Origin of the sequence: Actinomadura sp. 1N219 (assembly GCF_044326405.1) — a bacterium.
Lineage (GTDB): Bacteria > Actinomycetota > Actinomycetes > Streptosporangiales > Streptosporangiaceae > Spirillospora.
The window spans coordinates 75,776-97,513 of sequence record NZ_JBIRAY010000013.1; the positions used below are offsets into that span (position 1 = coordinate 75,776).

Below are 21,738 nucleotides of genomic sequence, written 5' to 3' on the forward strand. Positions count from 1 at the left end.
CACCTCCCTCGCTGGTGGGGCGCTCGGCACTGCTCGCCTCGATCGAGGCCCGGCTCGCCGCGAACGGCAGCGTCGTTCTGACGGGGCCCAGCGGCATCGGCAAGACGGCGCTGCTCGAAGCCGCCGGTGCCGCCGCGGCCGCGCGCGGTGAACTGGTCCTGCGGGTCGCCGGGACGGAGACGGAGCGGTGGGTGCCCTGCTCGGGGCTCGCCGAGCTGCTCGACCAGCTCCCCGACACCGTCACCGCCGATCTTCCCCGCGAGCGGCTGACCGGGCTTCCCGCGCCGCATCCGGCGGCGACCGGTGAGCGGGCCCTCGGCCGGTCGTCGGCGGACCGGTCCGGCATGGACCACGTCGCCTGCCGGCTGGCGTTCCGCGGGCTGCTCGCGCGCTGCGCGGGGGACCGCCCGGTGCTGCTGCTCGTGGACGACGCCCAGTGGGTGGACACGGAGTCGGTGCATGCCGTCCGGTACGCGGTCCGGCGCCTCGGGTCCCGCGGCGTGCGCGCCGTCGTCGCCGGGCCCTGGCCGGACGGTCTCGCCGCAGGCGACGGAGGCAGCACGCCCTGGGCGCCCGCTCCCGACGCGCTGCACCTGCCCGTCCCGCCCCTCGGGCCGGACGAGCTGGCCGAGATGTTCGACAGCTACGGGCTTCCCGTCCGGGTCGTGAACACGCTGCATTCCGACTCCGGCGGCAACCCGTACCTCGCGCTGGCGCTCGGCGGCGCGTTCACCGACCGCATCCCGCGGCACTGGCGTCCCGCGCCGCTGCCGCAGCGCGTCCAGGCCGTGATCGCCGAGCGGCTGGCGCGGCTGCCCGCGCAGGCGCACGAGACGCTGCTGATGGCCGCGCTGGCGATCCGTCCGACGACCGACCTGCTGGCCCGCGCCGGACGGGCCGAGGCCGCGCGGGACATCAGGCGCGCCGCCGTCCTGGGCCTGCTGATCACCGAGGGCGGCGGCATCCGGTTCACGCCGCCCGCGGTCGGCACCGTCCTCGCCGAGTCCGCCGACGCGCAGCATCTCGCGCGGGTGCACCGGGCGCTGGCCGCCGTGGTCCCGGACGCGGCCGGACGCGCCCGCCACCGCGCCCTCGCCGACCCCGGCCCGAACGCCGAGCTCGCGCATTCGCTGGTCACGGCGGCGGAGCAGGCCGTCCGGCAGGGGTCGCACCGGATGGCCGCCGAGCTGTACCGGCTCGCCGCCGACCGGTCGCCGGCCGATCCGGCGGCGGAGCGGCTGGAGTGGCTGGTCGCGGCGGCGGAGACGGGCGCGAACGGCGGTCTGCCCGATCTGGTGCACCGGGTCGCGGAGGCAGTCCTCGCCGCCGACGCGACCCGCGCCCAGCGGGTGCGGGTCAGGCTCGCGCTGCTCGACCTGTCGGGCCAGGGCCTCGCGGAGATGGGCGAGGTGTTCGCCGCCGCGCTCGTCGACGCGGACGGCGACGCGGCGCTGCTGGGCCCGCTGCGCCTGCGGATGGCGCTGGGCGCGCTGCTGAACGGCGCGCCCGACCTCGCCGAGCAGGAGGCCGACGGCGCGCTCGCGCACGCGCAGGAGGCGGGCGACACGGCACTGGAGGCCAAGGCCCTGGCCCTGCGCGCGAACATCTCGCTCGTCGAAGGAAGGGACGACTACGTCAGCGACCTGGAACGCGCCGAGCGCCTGCCCGAGCCGCCGCTGGACGGCCAGATGCACATGACGCCCCGCTACATCGCCGCCTACTGCGCCATCGCCGAAGACCGGCTGCCCGAAGCGCGCGCGGAACTGCTGCGGATGCTGGCGCTGGTCGAGCGCGGCTCCGGCGAGGAAGTCGTGCACGTCCTGCGCAACCTGTCCGAGGTCGCCGCCCGGACGGGCCGCTGCCGCGAGGCGCTCGACTTCGCCGACCGCGCCATGCGCATCGCGGAGCAGGCCGCGCTCAGCCCCGGCCCGGCCTGGTACCAGGGCGCGCTGGCGGAGCTGGCGGGCGGCAGCATCCGCCGTGCGGTGTCTCTGGCAGAACGGGGGTTGCGGGCGTCCGAGCAGGAGAACGACGTCATCTTCCAGAGCCGCCTGCTGCACGTCCTGGGCGTCGCCCGCATGCGGATCGGCGACGTCCGCGCGGGCGTCGACACGCTGTGGCGCATCGACGCGCTCGGCTCCGCGCCGGACGAGCGGGGACGCGGCATGCGCTGCCCGATGGTCCTGCGCTGGCACGGCGACCTCGCCCAGGGGCTGGTCGCGCTCGGTGAGGTCGAGCGCGCGGAGGAGGTGGTCCGCGCGGCCCGCGCCGTGATCGGCGGCCGGGCCCGGGGCGCGGGCGTCACCGGCCTGCTGGACCGGGCGGAGGCGTGCGTGCTCGGCGCGCGCGGCGAACCGGACGACGCCGTCGCGCTCCTGCGGCAGGCGGCGGCGCTGTTCGAGCGGCTCGGCCAGCCCCTCGAAATGGGCCACTGCCTGCTCGAACAGGCCAGGATCGAACGCCGGAGGCGGCGCGCCGGGGCCGCCCGGAAGGCCGCGGCCGACGCCCTGGAGATCTTCCTGCGGTGCGGCGCGCGCCCCTGGGCCGAGCAGGCGCGGCACCGCCTCGCGCGCCTGGACATGGGCCTCCAGGACGGCCCCGCCCCGTTCGGCGCGGTGGCGCAGGCGGCGCTGACGGAGGGCGAGCGGCGGATCGCGGTGCTCGTCGGCCAGGGCGCCACCAACCAGCAGGTGGCGAACCGGCTGTTCCTCAGCGTGAAGACCGTCGAGGCGTCCCTCACCCGCATCTACCGGAAGCTCGGCATCCGCTCCCGGTCGCAGCTCGGCTCCCTCCTCGGCGGCGGCCTGGAAGGCCCCGGCGCCACCCTCTCCCGCTAGACGCTCCTGTTCTGAAAGGCGTCACCCTGCCTTTTCGGCGGACCCTCGTCCACCCCTTGGGGATGTAGGGATTTCCCTTGCGCTGGAGTCGATCTCCCTATGGATGCGTCCCGCAGCGAACTTTGCGGTGACATGCCCACCAATGCGTGCGATCGTTCCCGAGTCAACCATTCTCCGGCACTCCGGAGCTCCGCGGGCGCGACGTGCCCTGCGGAGCGAGCCCCCCTTCGGCCGTTCCCCCGCGCGGCCGGCAGACAAGGAGCACCGCGTGAGATCCACCTCCCCCAGGCGCGCCCGCAGGCGCGTCACCACGAGCACCGCGCTGGTAGGCGTCGCCGCCGTCGCGGTGCTCGGCATGCAGGCGGCACCCGCCACCGCCCAGCCCCCCGCCAAGCCCCCCGCCAAGGGCAACCCCGGGCAGCTGCCGGCGAAGGTCAGCGCCAAGGAGTACAAGGCGCTCGTCGGCAAGGCCAAGGCGCAGCAGGACGAGACCGCGTCCAAGCTGAAGCTCGGCGAGAAGGTCGAGCTGAAGGCCAAGAGCGTCCTGAAGAACCAGGACGGCACCACGCACACCCGCTACACGCAGACCTACGACGGCCTGCCCGTCATCGGCGGTGACATCGTCGTCCACCGCGCCCCGTCCGGCTCCATCGCGCGCGTCACCCAGTCGTCCACCCGGCCGATGAAGGTGAACACCGCGCCGGCGGCGCTGGCGTCCACCAAACCGGCCACGCCGAAGGCGGCGGGCAGCGTCGCGCCGCGCAAGGTCGTCTGGATGGACGCGGCCGGCAACACCGTCCTGGCCTGGGAGACCGTCGTCGGCGGGACGCAGAAGGACGGCACCCCCAACCGGCTGCACGTCCTCACCGACGCCGCCACCGGCAAGAAGATCATCGAGTGGCAGGGCGTCCAGACCGGCACCGGCAAAAGCATGTACTCCGGCACCGTCGAGCTGGGCACGACCCAGTCGGGCGGGTCCTTCACCCTGAAGGACGCCGGACGCGGCAACCACGAGACGACCGACCTCCGCGGCGCCCAGTCCGGCAAGGGCACCCTGTTCACCGACACCGACGACCAGTGGGGCAGCGGGGCGGCGAGCGACCGCCAGACCGCCGGCGTCGACGCCGCCTACGGCGCGGGCCAGACCTGGGACTACTACAAGACCGTCTTCGGCCGGTCCGGCATCCGCGGCGACGGGGTCGGCGCGTACTCCCGCGTCCACTACGGCCAGTCGTATGTGAACGCCTTCTGGGAAGACGGCTGCTTCTGCATGACCTACGGCGACGGCCAGGGCAACAGCAACCCGCTGACCTCCCTGGACGTGGCCGGGCACGAGATGACCCACGGCGTCACGTCCAACACGGCCGGGCTGATCTACCAGGGCGAGTCCGGCGGGCTGAACGAGGCCACGTCCGACATCCTGGCCACCGCGATGGAATTCTGGTCGAACAACCCCGCGGACGTCGGCGACTACCACATCGGCGAGAAGATCGACATCTTCGGCACCGGGGCGCCGCTGCGCTACATGGCGAAGCCGAGCCAGGACGGCAACTCGCTGGACAACTGGCGGCCGGGCGCCGGGGACGTGGACGTCCACTACTCCTCGGGCATCGCGAACCACTTCTACTACCTGCTGTCCGAGGGCAGCGGGCAGAAGGTCATCAACGGCGTCACCTACAACTCGCCGACGTACGACAACAAGCCGGTGACGGGCATCGGCCGGGACAAGGCCGCGGCGATCTGGTACAAGGCGCTCACCGAGGAGATGCGCCCGACGACCAACTTCGCCGACGCGCGCCGCGCGACCCTCGCGGCCGCCGCCGGGCTGTACGGCGAGAACAGCGCCGAGTGGACCGCGACCGCCAACGCGTGGGCCGGCGTCAACGTCGGCACCCGCGCGCCGGACCCCAACGACCCGCCGGACCCCAACGACCCTCCCGGTGACACCACCTGGGCCGACGGCAAGACGTACAACGCCGGCGACGTCGTGACCTACGAGGGCGTGCAGTACCGCTGCCTCCAGTCGCACACGTCCATGCCCGGCTGGACGCCGCCGAACGTCCCGGCCCTGTGGGAGGCGGTCTGACAGCAGCGCTGATGTAGGGGATTCCTTTCCGGGGCCGCGGTGCTCGTGTTCTGCCCACGAGCACCGCGGCTTCTCCTTGCCCCTACACCGACGCGCGGGCGTCGGCGATCGCGTTCATGCGGCGGACGTGGAAATCGCTGCCCGTGAGCTCCTGCCATCTGAGGGCGAAGAGGTTCAGCTCGGTGCGGTAGTCGGTGGCGAGCCTGGCGTAGGTCCAGCCTTCTTCGGCCGGGCAGCAATCGTGCTCCGGCCACGTCCAGGTCTCGTCCAGGCCGCGGGCCGCGATGAGGCGGCAGGCCAGCACGGCGGCGGCGCACGGGCGGAGCCGGTCGAAGGTGAATTCGGTGTCGTCGTAGTAGACGTGGAACATGTCCAGGGTTCCGCGAATGATTTCTTTGGCGCGGACGAGATCGCCGGTAAGGGCGCAGAATTCCAGGTGGGCCGCGACCTGGCGCGGGTTTTCCGCCGTTGCGAAAGTGCGCTCGTGGATCTCGCGCGCTTTGGCGTCCTGGCCTGCACGCAGATACGGGACGATGAGGATCTCCTCCCCGTCCTTCCCGGACAGCGCGGGCCCGACCGTCGCGATCACCTCGTCGTCCAAGCCGAGATCGAGCCACCATTCCGTCCGGCGCAGGACGGTCGACCAGGTGGCGTACTCGTCGCAAGACGGGAGCGACTCGAAGGTCGCCCAGGCCGCGCGGGCCGCGTCCACGTCGCCGCACCGGACCTCCAGCTCGACCGCGTACCAGCGCAGATGATGCAGGTCGATGGTGCCCGGACGGCAATGGCGCCCGAGCATGTCGATCAGCTCGCGGATCTGCACGGCGTGGACGGTCGCCCGCGTCAGAGCACGCTCCAAGACAACGGGCGCCGCCGCCCACAACCGGTCAAGCCGTTCAGAGCCGAGCTGCTCGGAATCGAGCGGTTTGGAGCCGAGCGGTTTGGAGCCGAGCCGTTCGGAGTCGAGCCGTTCGGAACCGAGCGATTCGGAGCCGAGCGGTTTGGAGCCGAGCGGTTTGGAGCCGAGCCGCTCAGAGTCGAGCCGCTCAGAGTCGAGCGGTTTGGAGTCGAGCGGTTTGGAGTCGAGCCGTTCGGGGTCTGCGTCGTGTAGGCGGATGAGGGCCGTGAACGCGGCGAACAGGTCGGGCCGCATCGCCGTGGGCCCGTACGCCAGCAGCTCGTCCAGGTAGGCGAAGCGGATGTCGATGAGCGCGTCCCGCTCTTCCGTCGCGAACGCGTTCTGCATGAGCCGCTGCAGATGGACGACCCGCTTCCATCTGAGGTCCAGCTCATGCGCGCGGGCGAGTTCGTCCCGGAGCTCGTCCGTCGTGGCGGCCGTCAGATGCGGGGTGAGCCGCGGTCTCCTGCGGTGGGCGGGCTCGCCGTCCGGAGCAGGAATGTTGAGATGTTCAACAATCGGCTCGGCGTGCAGCCGGCGCATGATCTCCTCGCTGCAATAGGACGTCCCGTCCATCTCGTCGAGCTTCCGCGCGAATTCCAGCGCCGACCAGCGGCGCTCCCCGCCGAGTTCGGCGTAGGAGTGCAGAGGGGCGACGTTGCAGTCGCAGCCCTCCTCCTCGCATGACCAGACCCATTCCTCATCGAGCCCGCGCTCGGTCACCCGGCGGCACAGCAGCGCCACCGCCGCCGCCGTCCACATGGCCTCGACCGTCGTGACCGTCCCGCGCAGCCGGCCGAGGTTGCGGTGCATGACGTCCAGCCCGCGCTCCTCGTTGCCGGTGCGGGCGCAGAACTCCAGGTGGGACGCGATGCTCTCCAGCTTCAGGCCCGTCCGGTCGTATGTGCTCTGGTGCGCCGCGACCGCCTCGTCCAGCCGCCCCGTGCGCAGGTACGGCATGAGCAGGTAGTCCCCGTAGGCGCGGTCCTCGCGCTGCGGGATCTGGCCGGTCAGGACGGGCGTGAGGGCCTCGATGGCCAGGTCGTCCCGGCCGAGCCGCTCCCACACGGCCGCCGCGCCCGCCGCGCTGCCGTCCTGGACGAGGTGCTTGGTCGGCCGCGGCCGGAGCCGAAGATCCTGCCAGAGCCGCTCCACCTCGGCCACGTTCCCCTTGCGCGCCTCGATCTTCATCCGGAACATGTCGAGGACGTACAGGACCTCGTGCCGGGACGGAGGGCACTGCCGCTCCAGCTCGTCGATCAGGCGGTGGACGCGGTCGGCCGGCTCCGGATAGAGCCGGATGAAGATGTCGAGGATGTTCGTGAACTGGTTCCACATCAGGACGACGTGCTCTTCGCAGATGCGGTCCGGCTCCGCCCGCAACGTCAGGAGGCATTGGCGGAGCAGCCCGAGCCACTCGGTGAAGATCTCCCGCGAGCTCTTCTTCCACGACTTGCCGCGCAGCGCCCAGGCGTACGCGAGCCGCGCCTCGAAGAGCAGCTCGGTGTCGCCGACCGCCTCCGCCTCGCCGAGGATCTCCTGCATCGTCCGCCAGTACGACTCCGCGCCCGCCCCGCCGTCGTCGTCGGGGTGCTCCTTGTAGGCGGCGTCGAGCCTTGCGCGCAGCGCGTCCCTGCCGGACATCAGATCCCGGGCTCCTGGTGGATCGCGTGCTCCACGAGCCCGAGGAAGGCCCGGTTCACGCTCGCCACGTCGCCGGGCCGGACCGCGCGCTGCCCGGCCAGCAGCGCGTACCCGTACAGCGCCTCCACCGACAGCCGGACGAGCCGCGCGTTGGCGGTGCTGGTCAGCCGGGCGATCAGCGGGTTGCGATGGTTGAAGACGAGCAGCGGCTTGGCCTCGCCAGGCTCCTGGCCGCCGCCGTCATTGCCCCCGTTGCCGTCGCCGCCGTCGGCGAATTCGGCCCAGACGTCCCCCGCCTCCTCCAGCACCTCCCGCAGGTCGGCGGCGCGCCGCGCCTCCCGTCCCTCCAGGTAGAGGACGGGAAGCTCCGCGGGCGAGAACGTCCGCAGCACCGCCTCGCAACCGTGCTGCGCGACGGCGGCCCCGGCGATGCCGAGGAACTCGCGCGCCGCGAACTCGGCGGCGGGATCGAGCGGATCGAACCGCGTCGCGAGCTCCGCCTGGTCGAGCCGCCGCACGTCGAGGTCGGGGTCGAGCAGGCGCAGCCGCTGCAGGATCTCCGCGTGGTAGGTGTAGCCGCCGTTGACCAGCGCGAGGCCCTGCGCGGCCGCGATCCCCGCGAGCTGCGCGAACTCGTCGCTCCCGCCCGTGACGTGAATGGTCCGGTGCCGGTGGCGGAACTCGCTCAGCGTGACCCGGCCCTCGCTCGTCTCGAACTCGATCCACTCGTCCACGATCCGGAGCATCTCGATATCGTGCAGCGCGAGCGCCATCACGCCCCGGTAGTGGACGGCGAGGAACGCGCGGAGCCGCTCGGGCCCGGTCGCCGCGAGCCGCACCAGCCAGGCGCGGAGCTGCTCGCCGAGCGCGGTCCTGGTGTCGGCGAGGAGGTCGTCCTCGTAGAGCTGCTCGCGGCTCGCGGTGGGCCGCAGCTCGTCCGCGTTGATCACGCAGCGGACGAAGAACGCCCAGGCGGGCAGCACCTTCTCCACCCGCTCGCCCATGAGCATCCGCTTCAGGTAGACCTTGTGCGCTTCCGGCTCGCCGGGATGCGACTCGTACGGCAGCACGAACGCGACGCCGTCCAGGCCCGCCTCGGGGACCGCGAGGTCGATCACGTCGAACGGCCGCCTCCCGAGAAGCGCTGCGCCGTGCCGCAGCAGGACGTCCCGCCGCTCGTCCGGGTCGGAGTACCGGGCCCGCCACGGCAGTTCCGCGGCCGTCACCGTGTCGTCGCCGACGCGCACCTCATACGGGAGCAGCGAGCCGTAATGCCGCGCCAGTTCCGTGACGGTGGACGTCCCGAGCCAGTGCTCGAAGTCCCTGCGGGCGCGCAGCGTGACGGTCGTGCCCTGCTCTTCGCGCGCGGGGCCGTCCGACACCGTGTAGTGCCCGTCCGCGTGCCCGTGCCAGTAGACGGTCGCCGCATCGCCCGGCCCGCGCGTCACCACCTCGATCTCGTCGGCGACGAGGAAGCAGGACAGCAGCCCGATCCCGAACTGCCCGAGGAAGTCGTGCCGTGCGAGCCCGAGCGCGTCGCGCTTGGACGAGCCGCCGATCGTGGCGAGCAGCTCGTGCACCTGGGGTTCGGTCAGCCCGATGCCGGAATCATGAATGCGCAACGTGCCGTCGCCGGTCGCCTCGCGCGGCTCGATCAGGATGCGTCCGGGTGACGCTCCATCGGCCTGGACGCGGGCGGTCGTCGCATCGACGGCGTTCTGCAGCAGCTCGCGCACGTACACGCGCGGGCTGCTGTAAAGGTGGCGGCTGAGGAGATCGACGATCCCCCGAAGGTCGACGTTGAAGCTGTGGCGCACCCGAGCCACCGTAACCGACCCCTGATCAACCGGGCGGACCACCACGAAAACGATCATCGTCGCGAAACCGGTTATTCTCGATTTCATGATCGGCGACGAGGGAGAGATCGCGCCCAAGGGAATCGATGTCACCACCCCGCACATCGCCCGCATCTACGACTACTGGCTCGGCGGAAAGGACAACTACGCGGCCGACCGCGCCGCCGCCGAGCAGGTGATGGCCGCCACGCCGACGATCAAGCCCGGGGTCACCGCGAACCGCGCGTTCCTCAGCCGGGCCGTCCGCTTCATGGCGGGGGAGCACGTCACCCAGTTCCTGGACATCGGCACCGGCATCCCCACCGCCGACAACACGCACATCGTCGCGCAGGCGGTGAACCCCGCGAGCCGGGTCGTGTACGTCGACAACGATCCGATCGTCCTCAACCACGCCCGCGCCCTGCTGTCCGGCGTCACCGCGCCGACCGCGTTCATCGACTCCGACCTGCGCGACACCGGCCGGATCCTGGACGACGCCGCCCGCCTGCTCGACTTCGACCAGCCGGTGAGCCTGCTCCTGATCGCGATCCTGCACTGCATCCCGGACGCCGACGACCCGCAGGGCATCATCAACACCCTCATGGACGCCCTCGCACCCGGCAGCTACCTGGCCATCACCCACCCCGGAATCGACCAGCTCCCCGAACAAATGGCCGCCGCCGAAAAGGCGCTCACCAAAGCGATGGGCTTCCGCGTCACCTTCCGCACTCACGAGGGCGTAAGCCGCTTCTTCGACGGCCTGGACCTGCTGACTCCGGGCGTCGTCCCCGTCCAGGACTGGCGCCCGGACCCCGACGCCCAGCCGTCCGCCACGACCGGCATGTGGGGTGCCGTAGCCCGCAAGCCTCAGCGGTAGTCGTTCTCCTTCAGCTTGACCACCCAGGCGCGCCGCTCGGCGATCTTCCCGTCCCGCATGACGAACACCTCCGCCATCGACATGCGCATCTCCCCGCCCGCCGCCCGCCGCGCCGTGCCCGTCAGCTCGGCCATGACGACGTCGCCCTGCTCGACCATGCGCACGACCTCCAGCTCGGGCGGGTCGATGAACTCGGGCGCGCCGTCGATGGCCTTGTCGTAGGCGTCCTTGCCGGTCAGGCGAAAGCCGCCGAAGACCGTCCACACGATGTCATCGGTCAGGCAGGACAGGATCTGCGCATGATCGTTCTTGCGAAATCCGGCCAGATAGGTATTGACCGTCTCGATATTCCGTGAAATGCCCATTCATCCCCCGTGCCCGGTTGTGGTCAAGATCCCTTCGTGCTCCGCAGCATAGGACCGCCCTGCGACAATCTTGACCATGAACCGCGGCTGCGGATGCCTGCTCGCGTCGGCCTCGCTCGCCCTCATCCTGCTCCTCGCGAACTGGTTCGGCTGGCTGCCGGTGGTGGTCGCCGCGTCGGCCTTCGGCGTCCTCGGCGTGGCGATGTTCGTATTCGCTCCGCACCGCCGTCATCCAGGCAAAGCGATCGGTGTGAAATCGCCGCGGTCGGGCCGCCGGAGCCTGTTCCGGCACGACGCCCTTCCGCCGATCCTCACGATGGTCCAGCAGGCCGAGCAGGACGATCCAGTGGCGCAGCGGCTAGTGGAGACCGTTGCCCTCCTGCACGGCGACGGCGTCCCCCGCTGGGTGCTCCGCGTCCCCGAGGACCTCCTGGACGAGATCATGGACGAGGAGGACGTCTCGTCCATAGGCTTCGCCGGTCTGGAGATCGACCCGCTCCTCGACCGCCTGCACGGCGAGGGCCTCCTGACCGTCGACGGCGACCTGGTGAAGATGGACCGGAAGATCGCACTGGCCGTGCGCGTACGGGCAGGTCAGCAGGGACGCGCACACGAGGCGGCCGCCGTGGTCGGCATGGCCCTGTACACGCACGCGACCGAACTCCGCTCGCGCGCGAACCTGATCGCCTTCCGTAATGCCGACGCCTCTGACGCGGACGCGATCGCGGAACGGGCCCGCGCCCTGCTCGACCAGGCCGTCACCCTCGCCTGGCACACCAACTACACCTACGACAAGGCCCTGGACTCCATCCTGCAGCTGAACGCCTGCCTGGCCGAACTCGGTTTCGAGGAGGACGCCTGGGTGCTGGCCAGGCAGATGTCCGCACTCTGCGCCCGCAAGCTCCCGCCGGGACATTCGGTCACCCACGACGCCGCGGCCAACGTGGAGGTACTCAGGAAGGCCCGCCGGGACGGCGGCCTCCGCCCGTCCGCCTAAAGCCGACCACAGGCCCGGATGCGGACATGCCCGCTCCGATGGCTCGCCGCACCGGTCGTGTTCTACACGCTGACAGTGGGCTGCGGGGACGTCGAACCCCTCACGCGCAGCCCCCTGCCGAACGCGCTGCCCCGGGAAGAACTCCCGGGGGCAGCGTGAACTAGTGCCGCTACTGCGATCCACCCTCTGACTTGGCGACCAGCTGCGCCAGGTACCGCTCTGTCTCGTCCATGAGAGCGTTGAGCCTGGCGAACTCACCCATGATCAGGCCGACGCCCGACCAGAGGGCGTCCCTGACCGAGCCGGATTCGTCAGCGAGTTCGTCCTTCGTCGCCAGGTCTGCGGGGGGTATCTGGTCGAGTGGCTTCGACACTCTCTGTGTCTGGGAGATCACTTAGGGGAAGTGTGCGCGGGCCTCCCGTATCGGGTGAGGACGGCGGCGCCGGCCTGCTCGGTCGCCAGGCACTCCAGGTAGGCGGGTGACCTGCCGTCAGGGAAGAGCCTGTCGCCGGTGCCCAGGATCGTGGGGAACGTCAGCAGCCGATACTCGTCGATGAGATCTTCGGTCATAAGCGTCCGCACGACGCTCAGGCTGCCGACGACGATCACATCGCGGTCCTCGCGTTCGACGGCCTCGATGAGGTCGCCGTCGATGACCTTCGAGTTCGCCCAGGCCGAGGTGTCGGCCAGCGTACGGGAGGCGACCAGCTTCGGCGCGGCGTTCATCCGCGCGGAGAACGGGTCGTCGCGGCCGGGCCAGATCCGCGAGAACAGCTGCCAGGTCGCACGCCCCATCAGCATGACCCCGTTGTCGAGGACGCGGCCGAACCGGAACTTGTCCCCGGCGGCGGTCTCGGGACCGTGCCGGAACGCCCAGCCGCCGGTCGCCGTGCCGCCGGACCCGTCCGGGTCGGACACGATCCCGTCCAGGGTGATGAACTCCGCGACGATGACGCTCACGATGATCTCCTTCGTTCGATGCTCGCCGGTATGTACTGGCGGCACCGGACCGACTCATCGCTCCCGGCGGAACTCGTCCGAAAAAATCTGTCTGGGCAGGTCGAACGCCGCAAGCACGCGCGGATCGGCGAACACGACGTTGTGCGCGACCCGGCCGCCGGTAACCGTGAAGACCTGCAACGTGTGCAGCCGGTGCCCGCCACCCGGCTCCGGCGCGTACGCGGCGAACGAGGGCTGCCCGTTGGCGCTCAGAAGCCTCGTCTTCCAGCCCGGCCCGTGCATGTCGAACACCCGGCGCATGAACAGCCCGTAGTCGCGGCTGCCCCGGAACCACAACGGCACCGGCGGCATTTCCATGACGGCGTCGTCGGTGAGGAGCCGCACGAGGGCGGGGACGTCCGCCGCCTCGAACGCTCGCGCGTACCGCTGGATCGCCGCGCGCGCCTCGGGATCGTCCGGCTCCGCCACCCCGCTCGCATCACCCACGTCCGCGAGGGCGGCGCGGGCCCGCTGCAAGGCGCTGTTGACAGCTGCGACCGTGGTCCCCAACTGTGCGGCGACCTCGCTGGCGCTGAACTGCAGAGCCTCGCGGAGGACGAGCACGGCCCGCTGCCGAGGCGGCAGCAACTGCATCGCCGCCACCAGCGCGAGCCGCAGATCTGCCCGCATCCCCAGGTCGAACCGCGCATCCGGAAACGGCTCCAACCAGGGGACGTCCAGTGCCGGAGTCAGCGGAGCCCCGGGATCATCGCTCGGCGCGCCCAGCCCGGTCGGCAACGGCCGTCGCGCACGTCCCTCCAGCGCGGTCAAGCAGGCGTTGGTGGCGATCCGGTACAGCCACGTCCGTACGGACGCGCGAGTGCTGTCGTACCGATCGCGGGCCTTCCACGCCCGCAGCATCGTCTCCTGCGCCAGGTCCTCAGCCTCGTGGAACGACCCCAGCATCCGGTAGCAGTACGCGACCAGCTCACCCCGGTAAGGCTCAAGTTCCACCAGCCCAGCATGGACGAGCCACACCCAACAGCAAAGCCCCGGCCGTTAAGACCGGGGCTCGCAGGGGGAGAGTCAGAGGTTGAGCTCGTCCCGCTTGACGCGGACCAGCAGGTCGGCAAAGCCCTCGGGAGTCAGGGCGAGGAGGCCAAGACCGGGCTACTTACTGTCACGGACGCCGACCCCGGAGGGCAGGTCGGCGACTTCAACGCAATCGCCCTGCTCGGGGCCGCTGTGGCTGGACTTGCGCCACGCTGCCCCGCGCATCAGTGGTCGTGCTTCAGGGTGTGGACGAGATCAGCGAAGGTTTGGGGGGTGAGGGTGAGGTGGCCGAGGTTGGGATTCTTGCTGTCGCGGATGCCGATGCCGGAGGCCAGGCTGGCGACCTCCACACAATCGCCCTGCTCGGTCCCGCTGTGGCTGGACTTCCGCCATACCGGACGAGTCATCGCATCTCCTCCATGATTTTCTGGATCAGCTTGAAGGACGCGCCTTCGTCGAGCGCCTTCGCGCTGATCCGCTCGAACCGTATCCCGTACGCTCTCACGTCGGGCGGAGATGACACCAAACGTCCAGCTCCGGGCGACTCGGAGTAGGCGACCTCACCGAAGTCGTCGCCGCTCATGAGCTTGAAGGAGCCGTTGAGGCCGGGGTGCGCTCCGGCTGCCCACGACCTCGGGACCGCCCTCAGCACGATGTTGTACCGCTGGGCCTCATCGAGAAGGCGCGCCAGTTGACCTTGCATGATCTCGGGGGAGCCCACCGGCCAGTCCAGAGCGTTTTGGGAGAGCAAGACGGTGAGGTGTGGGGGATCGTCCCGCAACAGCAGATCCTGCCGTTGGAGGCGATCGGCGAGGACCTTGTCGGGATTGGTGTCGATGCCCGAGCGCAGTAGCGCTTCGGCGTACTCCGGCGTCTGAAGCAAGCCCGGGATGACGCTGGCCTCATAGATCCGCAGCATCCCCGACATCTGCTCGATCTTCACCTGCTGCGCGAACCACTGGGGGTCGTGGCCGATCGAGGCGTACCAGACGAGCAGGTAGAAGAGCCGTCCGGTGTTCCAGAGCTTGTCGAGCGCGATCGCCTGGTTCGCGTCCAGCCGGTTGCGGCCCGACTCGATGCGGGACACCTGGGCCTTGCTGACGTTGATCACTCGGCCGAGCGCCTCACCGGACAGGCCGCGCTGGATGCGCATGAACCGCATGTAGTAGGCCGCGAAGTCCCACATGTTGGTCTGCGGTTTGGGAAGCTCATCGGCCGTGAGTTTTCGAGGCATTGACTGCTCCTTTGTTTCCAGATGTTGCTCCTGCGAAGCGTATGCACGACAAATTGCCAACCCTCGGTAATCCTGTGACCTCGTTCACAGGAAATCGTGGAGGGCAAGGTCATGGCGCTGCTCGGGAAGAAAACCGGCGTGTCCCGGCAATTCGCGGCATCTCCGGCCGTTTCGGGGTTGGCTCGGGATCAGGTTTCCGGGGCCCTGCGCGGGTGGGAGCTGCCATTCCTCGTTTCGGACGCGGTGCTCGTCATGGGGGAACTCGTGGCGAACGCGGTGAAAGTGTCCGGGACGGGGGACGTGATCAAGGTGTACGTCGGGCGCGGGGCCGGCGAGGTCGTGCTCGGGGTGTGGGACGGGTGCGAGGAGCGGCCCGTGGCGCGGAAGGTCGAGATCTCCTTGGAGACGCTCGACCTCAGCGAGGAGAACTTCGACGACAACGGCGGACGGGGCCTCGCGATCGTGGAGGCCCTTGCCTGGCGATGCTGGCTCGATCCCACGCCTCCGCGCGGCAAGTGGGTGTGCGCGGCGCTCAAGGCGCAGGGCCGCCGGTGATCTCGCGCGGCCATCTGGCGGAGGTCTTCGGAACGGTCGTCTTGGGCCTCGCCGTCGCCGTGGCCTTCGGATATGTCGCGGCCGTGCTCACCTGGCCGTCCGTCCGGCGGGTTCTGAATAGGGGCCTGCGCCGGTGATCGGAAGGGTTCAGCGGAGCGTTCTGTGGTGGCGGACGCGTCGGCGTCCGGACACGGCGGTGCGGTACCTGGAGGCGCTGGTCGACGCGCTTGAGCCGGAGGGTTGGCGGTTCGTCCGCCTGTACCAGCTTGAGGAGTTTCCGATTCCGGTGCCGATGCTGTGGGTGTACGTCCGGCACGTCGGGATCGCGGTGAGCGTGCTCGCCGTCCCCGGAGGATCGTGGGCCTACTACGAGGCACACCACGGCCGGTCCGGCTACCTTGCGGCCTGCGGCGACGCCAGGCTGGCGGCCGACGTGATCGCCCGCCACCTCAAGCGCCAGATGTACCCGGGCACCTGGTAGATCAGGCGTCCTCGTAGGGCAGGAACGCGCTGCTGTCGATCGCATAGCCGCCGGCGGTGATCTGGTCTCCGAACACATGGTCGTGCCGGGTGCGGTAGCGAGTTCCCTCCGGAGTGGGCCCGGGGTCGCTGAGGATCGTCACGGTCGACTTGCGCGGATCGATGATCACATAAGTCGGGATCCCCATCGCCGGGTAATCAGCCGCCTTGTTCTCATAGTCGTTCTCGGGATTGGGCGCCGAGACGACTTCAACGACCAGCTCCACGTCATCCGGGCGGAGATACGTCAGACCGGGCCGAGTCAGTGCGGCTTCGGGGACGACCACCAGGTCGGGCCTGCGCAATCTGCCTGTGGCGGGATCGTCTATCTCCGGCGTCCCGGAATGCGCGATCAGGTCCGGCCCGACCTGAGGCAGCAGTTGCCGCAGCAGGCGCGAGATCGCCAGCTCATGCCGATTGTCCGGACCCACCATGACGTGCACCCCTTGGTCGTCCAGCTCCACGCCGTGAGTGTCTAGACGCTCCAAGATGGCTATCGCAGTCGGGCGCAACCGCTCGTATGCCCTCATGCTCCGTCCTTGGCGATCAGCGATGACGAAGCCCCGCATGGTGATGAAGCCAGCCTGCAGTCCCGCAGGTCAGGCGGCGGCGTTTTCGCCCACGGTGATGGTGAAAGTGGTGTGCATGGCCTTGGCGATGCGGTCCAGCATTGCCAGAGTGGGAATTCCGCCCCCGCCCTCGATGCGCGACAGCGCGGGCTGGGTGATGCCGGCCCGTTCGGCCACCAGGGCCTGAGTGAGCCCGAGTTCGATGCGGCGCTCACGCACCATGTCGCCGAGCCGCAGGTCAAGACCTGCCTGCTCGTATTCAGGATGCGGCACTGCGTCCTCGCGCAGCCGCTTCTCCCGATAGGTCCGCCAGTTGGTATGTCCCGCCATCACCCGCTCCTTTCGTAAACGTGCCCCGCCGGTTCCAAATGAGACGACTCGCAAAGCTTGCGCATGGCGACCGCTCGCTCGATGTCCCGCGGTTGCGAACCGTTCCGGACCTTCTGGAACACGGTCAGCAGCACGACGAGCCGCCCCCGCCCCTGTAGGCAGCCAGTACGTGATCCGCCACGTCGTTTCCTCAAGGTAGAGCCGCAGCTCGCGAACGCCGTCTTGTAATGACCTGGTGTGGTTGCCGTCGAGCATGCCACCGCGGTCGACAAGGTAGTCGTCCACGTTGCGCATGACGCGTTGGTACTGGGCGAAGGTCAACCTGTCCAGCCACGCGACGACTTGAGGCTCCATCTCGATCTCGAACATACTGCTGATGATATATACCATCGATGGTAAGGCGCGAACGGCTTGGCGTCCAGTACGGGTTACGGCGGGTGTAGGTGGGTGGTTGTTATGGGGTGGTGGGCGGTTAGGCGTTGGGTGATCAGGGAGCGGTGGCAGGCTTCGGGGGTGCGTTCGACGCAGAGGAGTGCGGTGGTTCCGCTGGTCGGTAGCGTTGACAGGAGCGGTGTTAGGTCGGCGTGGTCGAGGATCTCGGTGGTGTAGCGGTGGGTGTATTCGGCGGAGAGTTCGCGGCGTGAGCGCTTGCCGACCCCCTGGCGGTCGTCCTCGGCGTATTGGAGTTGGCGTAGTTCGGTGGTCGGGGCGAGTTCTGGGTGGTGCTCGTAGGCGATCCGGGCTTGGGCCAGGGCCGCTTGGAGGCGGAGTGAGTTCGCCCAGGCGTAGTCGGGGCCGCGGACGCCGCGGCGTTGGCGGACGTCGAGTAGCAGGCGAACGTCCGCTTGCCGCAAATGCTGCAGGAAGGACTCGGCGTCGAAGCCATAGACGCCGATCGTCACCATTCTGAGCATCGGATCACCTCCCTGCTGCTTGTGCCGCCTCCGGCGGGTCTGCCGGAGGCGGCGAGGTCGCGTTACGCGACGGCGGTTCCCTCAAGTTCGACCATCAGGTCGGGGATCGCCAGGCGTGTCACCCCGAGCATCGTCGTGGACGGCGCCACCCCGGCGGCGCCCAGCCGCGACGCCAGCACGCCGTAGTGCTCGAAGAGCCGATCGACGTCGGTGGTGTAGACGTTGAGCCGGACGAGGTTCGCGAGGGACATCCCGCCCTCGCCGAGCACCGACTCAAGATTGTCGAGGCTCAGCGCCAACTGCGCCGCCATATCACCGGCGTGCTGGGGCTTGCCGTCTCCGCTCATCGCGGTCTGCCCGGCGCAGTACAGCGTCCGGGTGTGTCCGGAGACGATCTCGCCCTGGTTGTAGCCCAGCTCCACCGACCACGCCCACGGGTTGACGGCCGTTCGCTCCATAGCCCTATCAGCTCCATTCGTTGAAAGCACCTGGTGAAGAGCCTGCCAACGAATCACGACATCCTGTGTCGTGTATTTCGGTAGAGTTTTCGGATGCGTGCCGACCGGTTGGTTTCGCTGGTGCTACTGCTGCGCCAGCACGGTCGGTTGTCGGCGGCCGCGCTGGCCCGCGAGCTGGAGGTCTCCACTCGCACTGTGCTGCGCGACATCGAGGCGCTTTCTGCGGCTGGGGTCCCGGTTTATGCCGAACGCGGTCGCCACGGCGGGTTCGCGTTGCTGCCCGGTTTCCGGACCGAGCTGACCGGGCTGAACCACGATGAGGCGCTCGCCCTGCTGATTGCCGGATCGCGGCGCGGGGCGCAGGCATTCGGTCTCGGCTCGGCGCTCGCTTCGGCCATGCTCAAGGTGGTGGACGCGCTACCCGAAAGCTATCGGGACACCGCGGCCGACGCGGCGCAGCGGCTGCTCATCGACCCCGAGACCGACCTCCTCTCGCGTCGGCTGGTCACGGATGAGGTGCCCGACGCCGTTGTGGCCGAGGTCCGGCGCGCGGTGTTCGCCGGGCACAAGCTGCGCATCCGCTACGCGGCTGTGGGCCAGGCCCCCGAGTGGCGGACGGTCGACCCGATCGGCCTGGTCACCGTGCGTGAGCAGGGGTACCTGCTGGCGACGAGGGCCGGTGCGGACCGCACCTATCGGATATCCCGGATCTTGGACGCCGAGGAACTCGACGAACCCGCGCAGCGTCCAGACCGGGTTGATCTGGACCAGGCCTGGCAGGAACGCAGCGCGCGGTTCCGGACCGGCGGCGATCAGGTCGCCGTGCAGGTACGGGTGAAGTCGGCGCGGCGGGAGGATCTGGTGGGCACCGCGCTGGCCGTCCTCGCCGAGGAAACCGATGCGGACGGGTGGCTGCGGATGGAGGTCACCTTTCAGGATCCGAGGCATGCCGAGTGGGCGCTCTGGCAGCTCGCCATGAGTGCGGAGGCGCTGGCTCCGCAGTGGTTGCGCGTCGCGTTGCGCGACCGGGCCGCTGCGATCGTCGCGCGCTACGAAGCGCCGGTGGACGGTTAGTCCCAGCGGTTGGTGCGTTGGCGTTTTACCGCGCTGCGGCGTTTCTTGTTCTCCAGGCGGCGTTCGTTGATGCCGCGGGGGATCTTCTTGGGGATGCGCTTCTTCGGGGGCGGGGCGGTGGCGTCGGCCAGGAGGGTGGCGAGGCGGGTGCGGGCGGCGTCGCGGTTGCGTTGCTGGGAGCGGTACTCCTCGGCGCGGATGGTGAGGACGCCCCGGACCAGCCGGGTCGAGAGGCGCTCCAGGGCGCGGGCCTTGAGGGGCTCGGGGAGGGACGGGGAGTTCGCGACGTCGAAGGAGAGCTCGGCGGCCGTGGCGCTGGTGTTGACGTGCTGCCCGCCCGGACCCGAGGAACGGGAGAAACGCCAGCTCAGCTCGGACTCCGGGATGGAGACCGAGCCGCGGACATGGACCTCGTCGGGCATGTCCTCATTGTCGCAGGGTAGAAGCGATCTTGTCGCCTGAGTAACCCCGGACTGGCGGCAACTGCAAGTACTTACTTACACTGGGCGCCATGACCGAAGGACTCTTCGAGGACGACGACCTCATCCGCGTCATCTCGCGGGAGGGCGCGCTCATCGCAGCGGGCGGTGCGGCGTCCCTGCTCCAGACCGCGCATCCCAAGGTGGCGCAGGGGGTGTACGACCACAGCTACACCGCCGACGATCCGCTGCGGCGGCTGCGGAACACGATGGGGTGGCTGTACGCCGTCCAGTTCGGGACGCGCGAGGAGGCGGAGGTCTTCAGCGCACTCGTCCGGAAGGGGCACGAGAGCGTCACCGGGCCCGGGTACGAGGCGAACGATCCCGAGCTGCAGGTGTGGGTGGCGTCCACGCTGTTCGCGGTGGCGACGCAGTTCTACCAGGCCCTGTTCCGGCGGACGCTGGACGACGCCGAGCTCGAGGAGTTCTACCAGCAGGCCAAGATCTACGCGACGATCCTCGGCTGCCCGGAGGAGCGGATGCCGGAAACGTATCCGCGGTTCCGCGAGTACTACGCCGACATGGTCCAGAACTTGAAGATCACCGACGCGTCGCGGGCCATCGCGGAGCAGGTGATGCATCCGCGGTTGCCGGGCGGGCCGGTGAACGCGCCGGGGCTGATGGCGATCCGGCTGATCACGGCGGGGCTGATGCCGGCGCCGATCCGGGAGCAGTACGGGTGGAAATGGGACGCGAGGCGGGAACGGCGCTTCCGGATGCTGGTCGGGGCGCTCGCCGTCGTGTATCCGCGGCTTCCCTTGCGGGTCCGGACGCTGCCGCGCGAGTACTACCTGTTCACGACCCGAAGGATGCTCGCGAAGATGAAGCGGCGGCCGTCGATCGCGGTCACGTCGGCCTGAACGGCTTGCGACCGCTTGAACTGGACGGGGTGCGACCGCGTGACCTCGTGTGCGGGTCACGCGGCCGCTTTCCCTTGCCCGGTCCCTCCCGAGCCCGGCCCGGCCGGAAGGGACCCACTGCCCCGGTCCGCCGCCCGTCCGCCCGCTCCCCCCAGAGCTCGGCCGGACGGCGTCCCAGGTCAGACCTTGGAACCGGCGACGATCGCGTCGGCGGTCTGCTTGGCGGAGTTGATCGGGATGGCGAAGCCGACGCCGATGTTCCCGGTGCCGTTCCCGGACGTGGCGATGGCGGTGTTGACGCCGATCACCTGCCCGGCCGCGTTCACCAGCGCGCCGCCGGAGTTGCCTGGGTTGATGGCGGCGTCCGTCTGGACCGCGTTCTTGATCACGGCCTCCTGCTGCTGGGACAGCTGCCCGCGCAGCCCCGGCGGGAGCTGCGGCTCCTGGCCGCCCTCGCGGACCTCGCGGTTCAGGGCGCTGACGATGCCGGACGTCACCGAGCCGTCCAGGCCGAGCGGGCTGCCGACCGCCAGCACCGTGTCGCCGACGGCCAGGGCGTCGCTGTTCCCGAGCGTCGCGGGCTTGAGGCCGGACACGCCGGCCGCCTTGATCACGGCGACGTCCGCGCCGGAGTCGGAGCCGAGGACCTTCGCGGACGCGGTCCGTCCGTCGGCGAACTTCACCGCCACCTGACCGGCGTCCGCCACGACGTGCGCGTTGGTGAGGATCACGCCGTCCGAGCGGAGAATGACGCCGGAGCCGCCGCTCGTTCCGTTCGGCGTCTGCGCTTGTATCGACACGACGCTGGGCTGGACGGCGGCGGCGACCTGCGCGATCGTGCCGCCCTTCGCGGACGTCCCCGTCACGGCGGTCGGGCTTGAGTAGACGGTGCTGTCGTGCGTGAACGCCAGCGTGACGGCCGCGCCCGCGCCGCCCGCTCCCAGCGCGAGCGCCATCGCGGCCCCCGCCGCGGCGATCTTCTGCCGGGTCGTGCCGAGCAGTCGCGGACGGCCCGCCGGCGGGACGCTGCCCGGGGCCGCAGGCGGGACGGTCCCCGGTGCGGCGCCTGCGGCGGCCTGCCAGGGCGGCGGGGTCCACTGCGGTGCGATGCCCGGACGTCCGGGCTCCCAAGGCTGCTGCTGCGGCCGGTCCTCGTTCATCTGGTCCCCCTGTCGTATCGCTCACCAAGGAGCGTGCGTCCCGGGGCTGCAGGCT

At 70.1% G+C, this 21,738-nt stretch carries 24 protein-coding genes; 9 read left to right on the forward strand and 15 right to left on the reverse strand.

All coding sequences use genetic code 11. The features are described from left to right. The first annotated feature begins 14 nt into the window (after window positions 1–14). On the forward strand, window positions 15–2,837 hold the full coding sequence (locus ACH35V_RS32770) for an AAA family ATPase (protein WP_395978437.1): 2,823 nt from the start codon (window positions 15–17) through the stop codon (window positions 2,835–2,837). A gap of 268 nt (window positions 2,838–3,105) precedes the next feature. Beyond that, entirely contained in the window at window positions 3,106–4,923 is a 1,818-nt protein-coding gene (locus ACH35V_RS32775) for a M4 family metallopeptidase (RefSeq protein ID WP_395978439.1), read from the forward strand. Between the two features lie 82 nt (window positions 4,924–5,005). Here ACH35V_RS32775 and ACH35V_RS32780 read toward each other — a convergent pair whose 3' ends face one another. After that, a complete protein-coding gene (locus ACH35V_RS32780) occupies window positions 5,006–7,465 on the reverse strand; it encodes a hypothetical protein (protein ID WP_395978441.1) in 2,460 nt (819 codons plus the stop codon). Next, entirely contained in the window at window positions 7,465–9,282 is a 1,818-nt protein-coding gene (locus ACH35V_RS32785) for an HSP90 family protein (RefSeq protein ID WP_395978443.1), read from the reverse strand. Before ACH35V_RS32785 ends, ACH35V_RS32780 begins: the two co-directional genes overlap by 1 nt. Before the next feature lie 85 nt (window positions 9,283–9,367). On the opposite strand from ACH35V_RS32785, the gene ACH35V_RS32790 reads away from it, so the two are divergent. Further along, window positions 9,368–10,177: an SAM-dependent methyltransferase gene (locus ACH35V_RS32790; RefSeq protein ID WP_395978445.1), complete on the forward strand. Its 810-nt coding sequence runs from the start codon at window positions 9,368–9,370 to the stop codon at window positions 10,175–10,177. Here the strand turns inward: ACH35V_RS32790 and ACH35V_RS32795 are convergent. Continuing rightward, window positions 10,168–10,542 (reverse strand): nuclear transport factor 2 family protein, encoded by a 375-nt coding sequence (locus ACH35V_RS32795; protein WP_395978447.1) that lies wholly within the window; start codon window positions 10,540–10,542, stop codon window positions 10,168–10,170. The two genes, ACH35V_RS32790 and ACH35V_RS32795, sit on opposite strands and share 10 nt — an antisense overlap. 76 nt (window positions 10,543–10,618) lie before the next feature. Here ACH35V_RS32795 and ACH35V_RS32800 point away from each other — a divergent pair, with 76 nt between their 5' ends. Then, entirely contained in the window at window positions 10,619–11,539 is a 921-nt protein-coding gene (locus ACH35V_RS32800) for a hypothetical protein (RefSeq protein WP_395978449.1), read from the forward strand. Between the two features lie 169 nt (window positions 11,540–11,708). Here the strand turns inward: ACH35V_RS32800 and ACH35V_RS32805 are convergent, their stop codons facing one another. The 6 genes from ACH35V_RS32805 to ACH35V_RS32830 all read right to left on the reverse strand — a co-directional run bounded on the left by ACH35V_RS32805 (window position 11,709) and on the right by ACH35V_RS32830 (window position 14,765). Then, entirely contained in the window at window positions 11,709–11,912 is a 204-nt protein-coding gene (locus ACH35V_RS32805) for a hypothetical protein (protein WP_395978451.1), read from the reverse strand. Window positions 11,913–11,929: 17 nt separating this feature from the next. Then, window positions 11,930–12,499, reverse strand: coding sequence for a dihydrofolate reductase family protein (locus ACH35V_RS32810; protein ID WP_395978453.1), 570 nt, complete (start codon window positions 12,497–12,499; stop codon window positions 11,930–11,932). Between the two features lie 54 nt (window positions 12,500–12,553). Further along, window positions 12,554–13,492: an RNA polymerase subunit sigma-70 gene (locus ACH35V_RS32815; protein ID WP_395978455.1), complete on the reverse strand. Its 939-nt coding sequence runs from the start codon at window positions 13,490–13,492 to the stop codon at window positions 12,554–12,556. A 156-nt stretch (window positions 13,493–13,648) separates the two neighbouring features. Continuing rightward, a complete protein-coding gene (locus ACH35V_RS32820) occupies window positions 13,649–13,756 on the reverse strand; it encodes a DUF397 domain-containing protein (protein WP_395978457.1) in 108 nt (35 codons plus the stop codon). Further along, complete coding sequence (locus ACH35V_RS32825; protein ID WP_395978459.1) at window positions 13,756–13,938, reverse strand: DUF397 domain-containing protein; 183 nt, start codon at window positions 13,936–13,938, stop codon at window positions 13,756–13,758. The genes ACH35V_RS32820 and ACH35V_RS32825 overlap by 1 nt, the downstream gene beginning before the upstream one ends. Next, window positions 13,935–14,765 (reverse strand): helix-turn-helix domain-containing protein, encoded by an 831-nt coding sequence (locus ACH35V_RS32830; protein ID WP_395978461.1) that lies wholly within the window; start codon window positions 14,763–14,765, stop codon window positions 13,935–13,937. The genes ACH35V_RS32825 and ACH35V_RS32830 overlap by 4 nt, the downstream gene beginning before the upstream one ends. Window positions 14,766–14,876: 111 nt before the next feature. Between ACH35V_RS32830 and ACH35V_RS32835 the strand changes: the two genes are divergently transcribed. From ACH35V_RS32835 to ACH35V_RS32845, 3 genes are read left to right on the forward strand one after another with little or no spacing between them, the layout of a single operon-like run. Then, window positions 14,877–15,320: an ATP-binding protein gene (locus ACH35V_RS32835; protein WP_395978852.1), complete on the forward strand. Its 444-nt coding sequence runs from the start codon at window positions 14,877–14,879 to the stop codon at window positions 15,318–15,320. Continuing rightward, the gene (locus tag ACH35V_RS32840; protein ID WP_395978463.1) at window positions 15,317–15,457 is read left to right on the forward strand and encodes a hypothetical protein; all 141 of its coding nucleotides are present in this window, start codon (window positions 15,317–15,319) and stop codon (window positions 15,455–15,457) included. The genes ACH35V_RS32835 and ACH35V_RS32840 overlap by 4 nt, the downstream gene beginning before the upstream one ends. Then, window positions 15,454–15,801: a hypothetical protein gene (locus tag ACH35V_RS32845; RefSeq protein ID WP_395978465.1), complete on the forward strand. Its 348-nt coding sequence runs from the start codon at window positions 15,454–15,456 to the stop codon at window positions 15,799–15,801. Before ACH35V_RS32840 ends, ACH35V_RS32845 begins: the two co-directional genes overlap by 4 nt. 1 nt (window position 15,802) lies before the next feature. On the opposite strand, the gene ACH35V_RS32850 is transcribed toward ACH35V_RS32845, so the two are convergent. From ACH35V_RS32850 to ACH35V_RS32865, 4 genes are all read right to left on the reverse strand, one after another. Continuing rightward, a complete protein-coding gene (locus tag ACH35V_RS32850; protein WP_395978467.1) occupies window positions 15,803–16,303 on the reverse strand; it encodes a Uma2 family endonuclease in 501 nt (166 codons plus the stop codon). 135 nt (window positions 16,304–16,438) lie between these two features. Continuing rightward, window positions 16,439–17,107 carry a helix-turn-helix domain-containing protein gene (locus ACH35V_RS32855; protein ID WP_395978469.1) on the reverse strand — a complete coding sequence of 223 codons (669 nt, stop codon included), beginning with the start codon at window positions 17,105–17,107 and terminating at the stop codon, window positions 16,439–16,441. A 59-nt stretch (window positions 17,108–17,166) separates the two neighbouring features. Further along, on the reverse strand, window positions 17,167–17,652 hold the full coding sequence (locus ACH35V_RS32860) for a DUF488 family protein (RefSeq protein ID WP_395978471.1): 486 nt from the start codon (window positions 17,650–17,652) through the stop codon (window positions 17,167–17,169). 62 nt (window positions 17,653–17,714) lie between these two features. Next, the gene (locus tag ACH35V_RS32865) at window positions 17,715–18,110 is read right to left on the reverse strand and encodes a RidA family protein (protein WP_395978473.1); all 396 of its coding nucleotides are present in this window, start codon (window positions 18,108–18,110) and stop codon (window positions 17,715–17,717) included. Between the two features lie 93 nt (window positions 18,111–18,203). Between ACH35V_RS32865 and ACH35V_RS32870 the strand changes: the two genes are divergently transcribed. Next, window positions 18,204–19,184, forward strand: coding sequence for a helix-turn-helix transcriptional regulator (locus ACH35V_RS32870; RefSeq protein ID WP_395978475.1), 981 nt, complete (start codon window positions 18,204–18,206; stop codon window positions 19,182–19,184). Here the strand turns inward: ACH35V_RS32870 and arfB are convergent. Then, window positions 19,181–19,606: an alternative ribosome rescue aminoacyl-tRNA hydrolase ArfB gene (arfB, locus tag ACH35V_RS32875; RefSeq protein ID WP_395978477.1), complete on the reverse strand. Its 426-nt coding sequence runs from the start codon at window positions 19,604–19,606 to the stop codon at window positions 19,181–19,183. The genes ACH35V_RS32870 and arfB overlap by 4 nt on opposite strands. Before the next feature lie 89 nt (window positions 19,607–19,695). Between arfB and ACH35V_RS32880 the strand changes: the two genes are divergently transcribed. Continuing rightward, window positions 19,696–20,523: an oxygenase MpaB family protein gene (locus ACH35V_RS32880; RefSeq protein ID WP_395978479.1), complete on the forward strand. Its 828-nt coding sequence runs from the start codon at window positions 19,696–19,698 to the stop codon at window positions 20,521–20,523. A gap of 179 nt (window positions 20,524–20,702) precedes the next feature. On the opposite strand, the gene ACH35V_RS32885 is transcribed toward ACH35V_RS32880, so the two are convergent. Beyond that, complete coding sequence (locus ACH35V_RS32885; protein ID WP_395978481.1) at window positions 20,703–21,683, reverse strand: S1C family serine protease; 981 nt, start codon at window positions 21,681–21,683, stop codon at window positions 20,703–20,705. Between the last annotated feature and the right edge of the window lie 55 nt (window positions 21,684–21,738).

Coding starts and splice junctions, on each gene's coding strand:
- ACH35V_RS32800 (WP_395978449.1), top strand. CDS start 10,619: ATGAACCGCGGCTGCGGATGCCTGCTCGCGTCGGCCTCGCTCGCCCTC.
- ACH35V_RS32865 (WP_395978473.1), bottom strand. CDS start 18,110: ATGGAGCGAACGGCCGTCAACCCGTGGGCGTGGTCGGTGGAGCTGGGC.
- ACH35V_RS32855 (WP_395978469.1), bottom strand. CDS start 17,107: ATGTTCGAGATCGAGATGGAGCCTCAAGTCGTCGCGTGGCTGGACAGG.
- ACH35V_RS32825 (WP_395978459.1), bottom strand. CDS start 13,938: ATGACTCGTCCGGTATGGCGGAAGTCCAGCCACAGCGGGACCGAGCAG.
- ACH35V_RS32820 (WP_395978457.1), bottom strand. CDS start 13,756: ATGCGCGGGGCAGCGTGGCGCAAGTCCAGCCACAGCGGCCCCGAGCAG.
- ACH35V_RS32790 (WP_395978445.1), top strand. CDS start 9,368: ATGATCGGCGACGAGGGAGAGATCGCGCCCAAGGGAATCGATGTCACC.
- ACH35V_RS32860 (WP_395978471.1), bottom strand. CDS start 17,652: ATGCTCAGAATGGTGACGATCGGCGTCTATGGCTTCGACGCCGAGTCC.
- ACH35V_RS32870 (WP_395978475.1), top strand. CDS start 18,204: ATGCGTGCCGACCGGTTGGTTTCGCTGGTGCTACTGCTGCGCCAGCAC.
- arfB (WP_395978477.1), bottom strand. CDS start 19,606: ATGCCCGACGAGGTCCATGTCCGCGGCTCGGTCTCCATCCCGGAGTCC.
- ACH35V_RS32780 (WP_395978441.1), bottom strand. CDS start 7,465: ATGTCCGGCAGGGACGCGCTGCGCGCAAGGCTCGACGCCGCCTACAAG.
- ACH35V_RS32880 (WP_395978479.1), top strand. CDS start 19,696: ATGACCGAAGGACTCTTCGAGGACGACGACCTCATCCGCGTCATCTCG.
- ACH35V_RS32830 (WP_395978461.1), bottom strand. CDS start 14,765: ATGCCTCGAAAACTCACGGCCGATGAGCTTCCCAAACCGCAGACCAAC.
- ACH35V_RS32885 (WP_395978481.1), bottom strand. CDS start 21,683: ATGAACGAGGACCGGCCGCAGCAGCAGCCTTGGGAGCCCGGACGTCCG.
- ACH35V_RS32835 (WP_395978852.1), top strand. CDS start 14,877: ATGGCGCTGCTCGGGAAGAAAACCGGCGTGTCCCGGCAATTCGCGGCA.
- ACH35V_RS32795 (WP_395978447.1), bottom strand. CDS start 10,542: ATGGGCATTTCACGGAATATCGAGACGGTCAATACCTATCTGGCCGGA.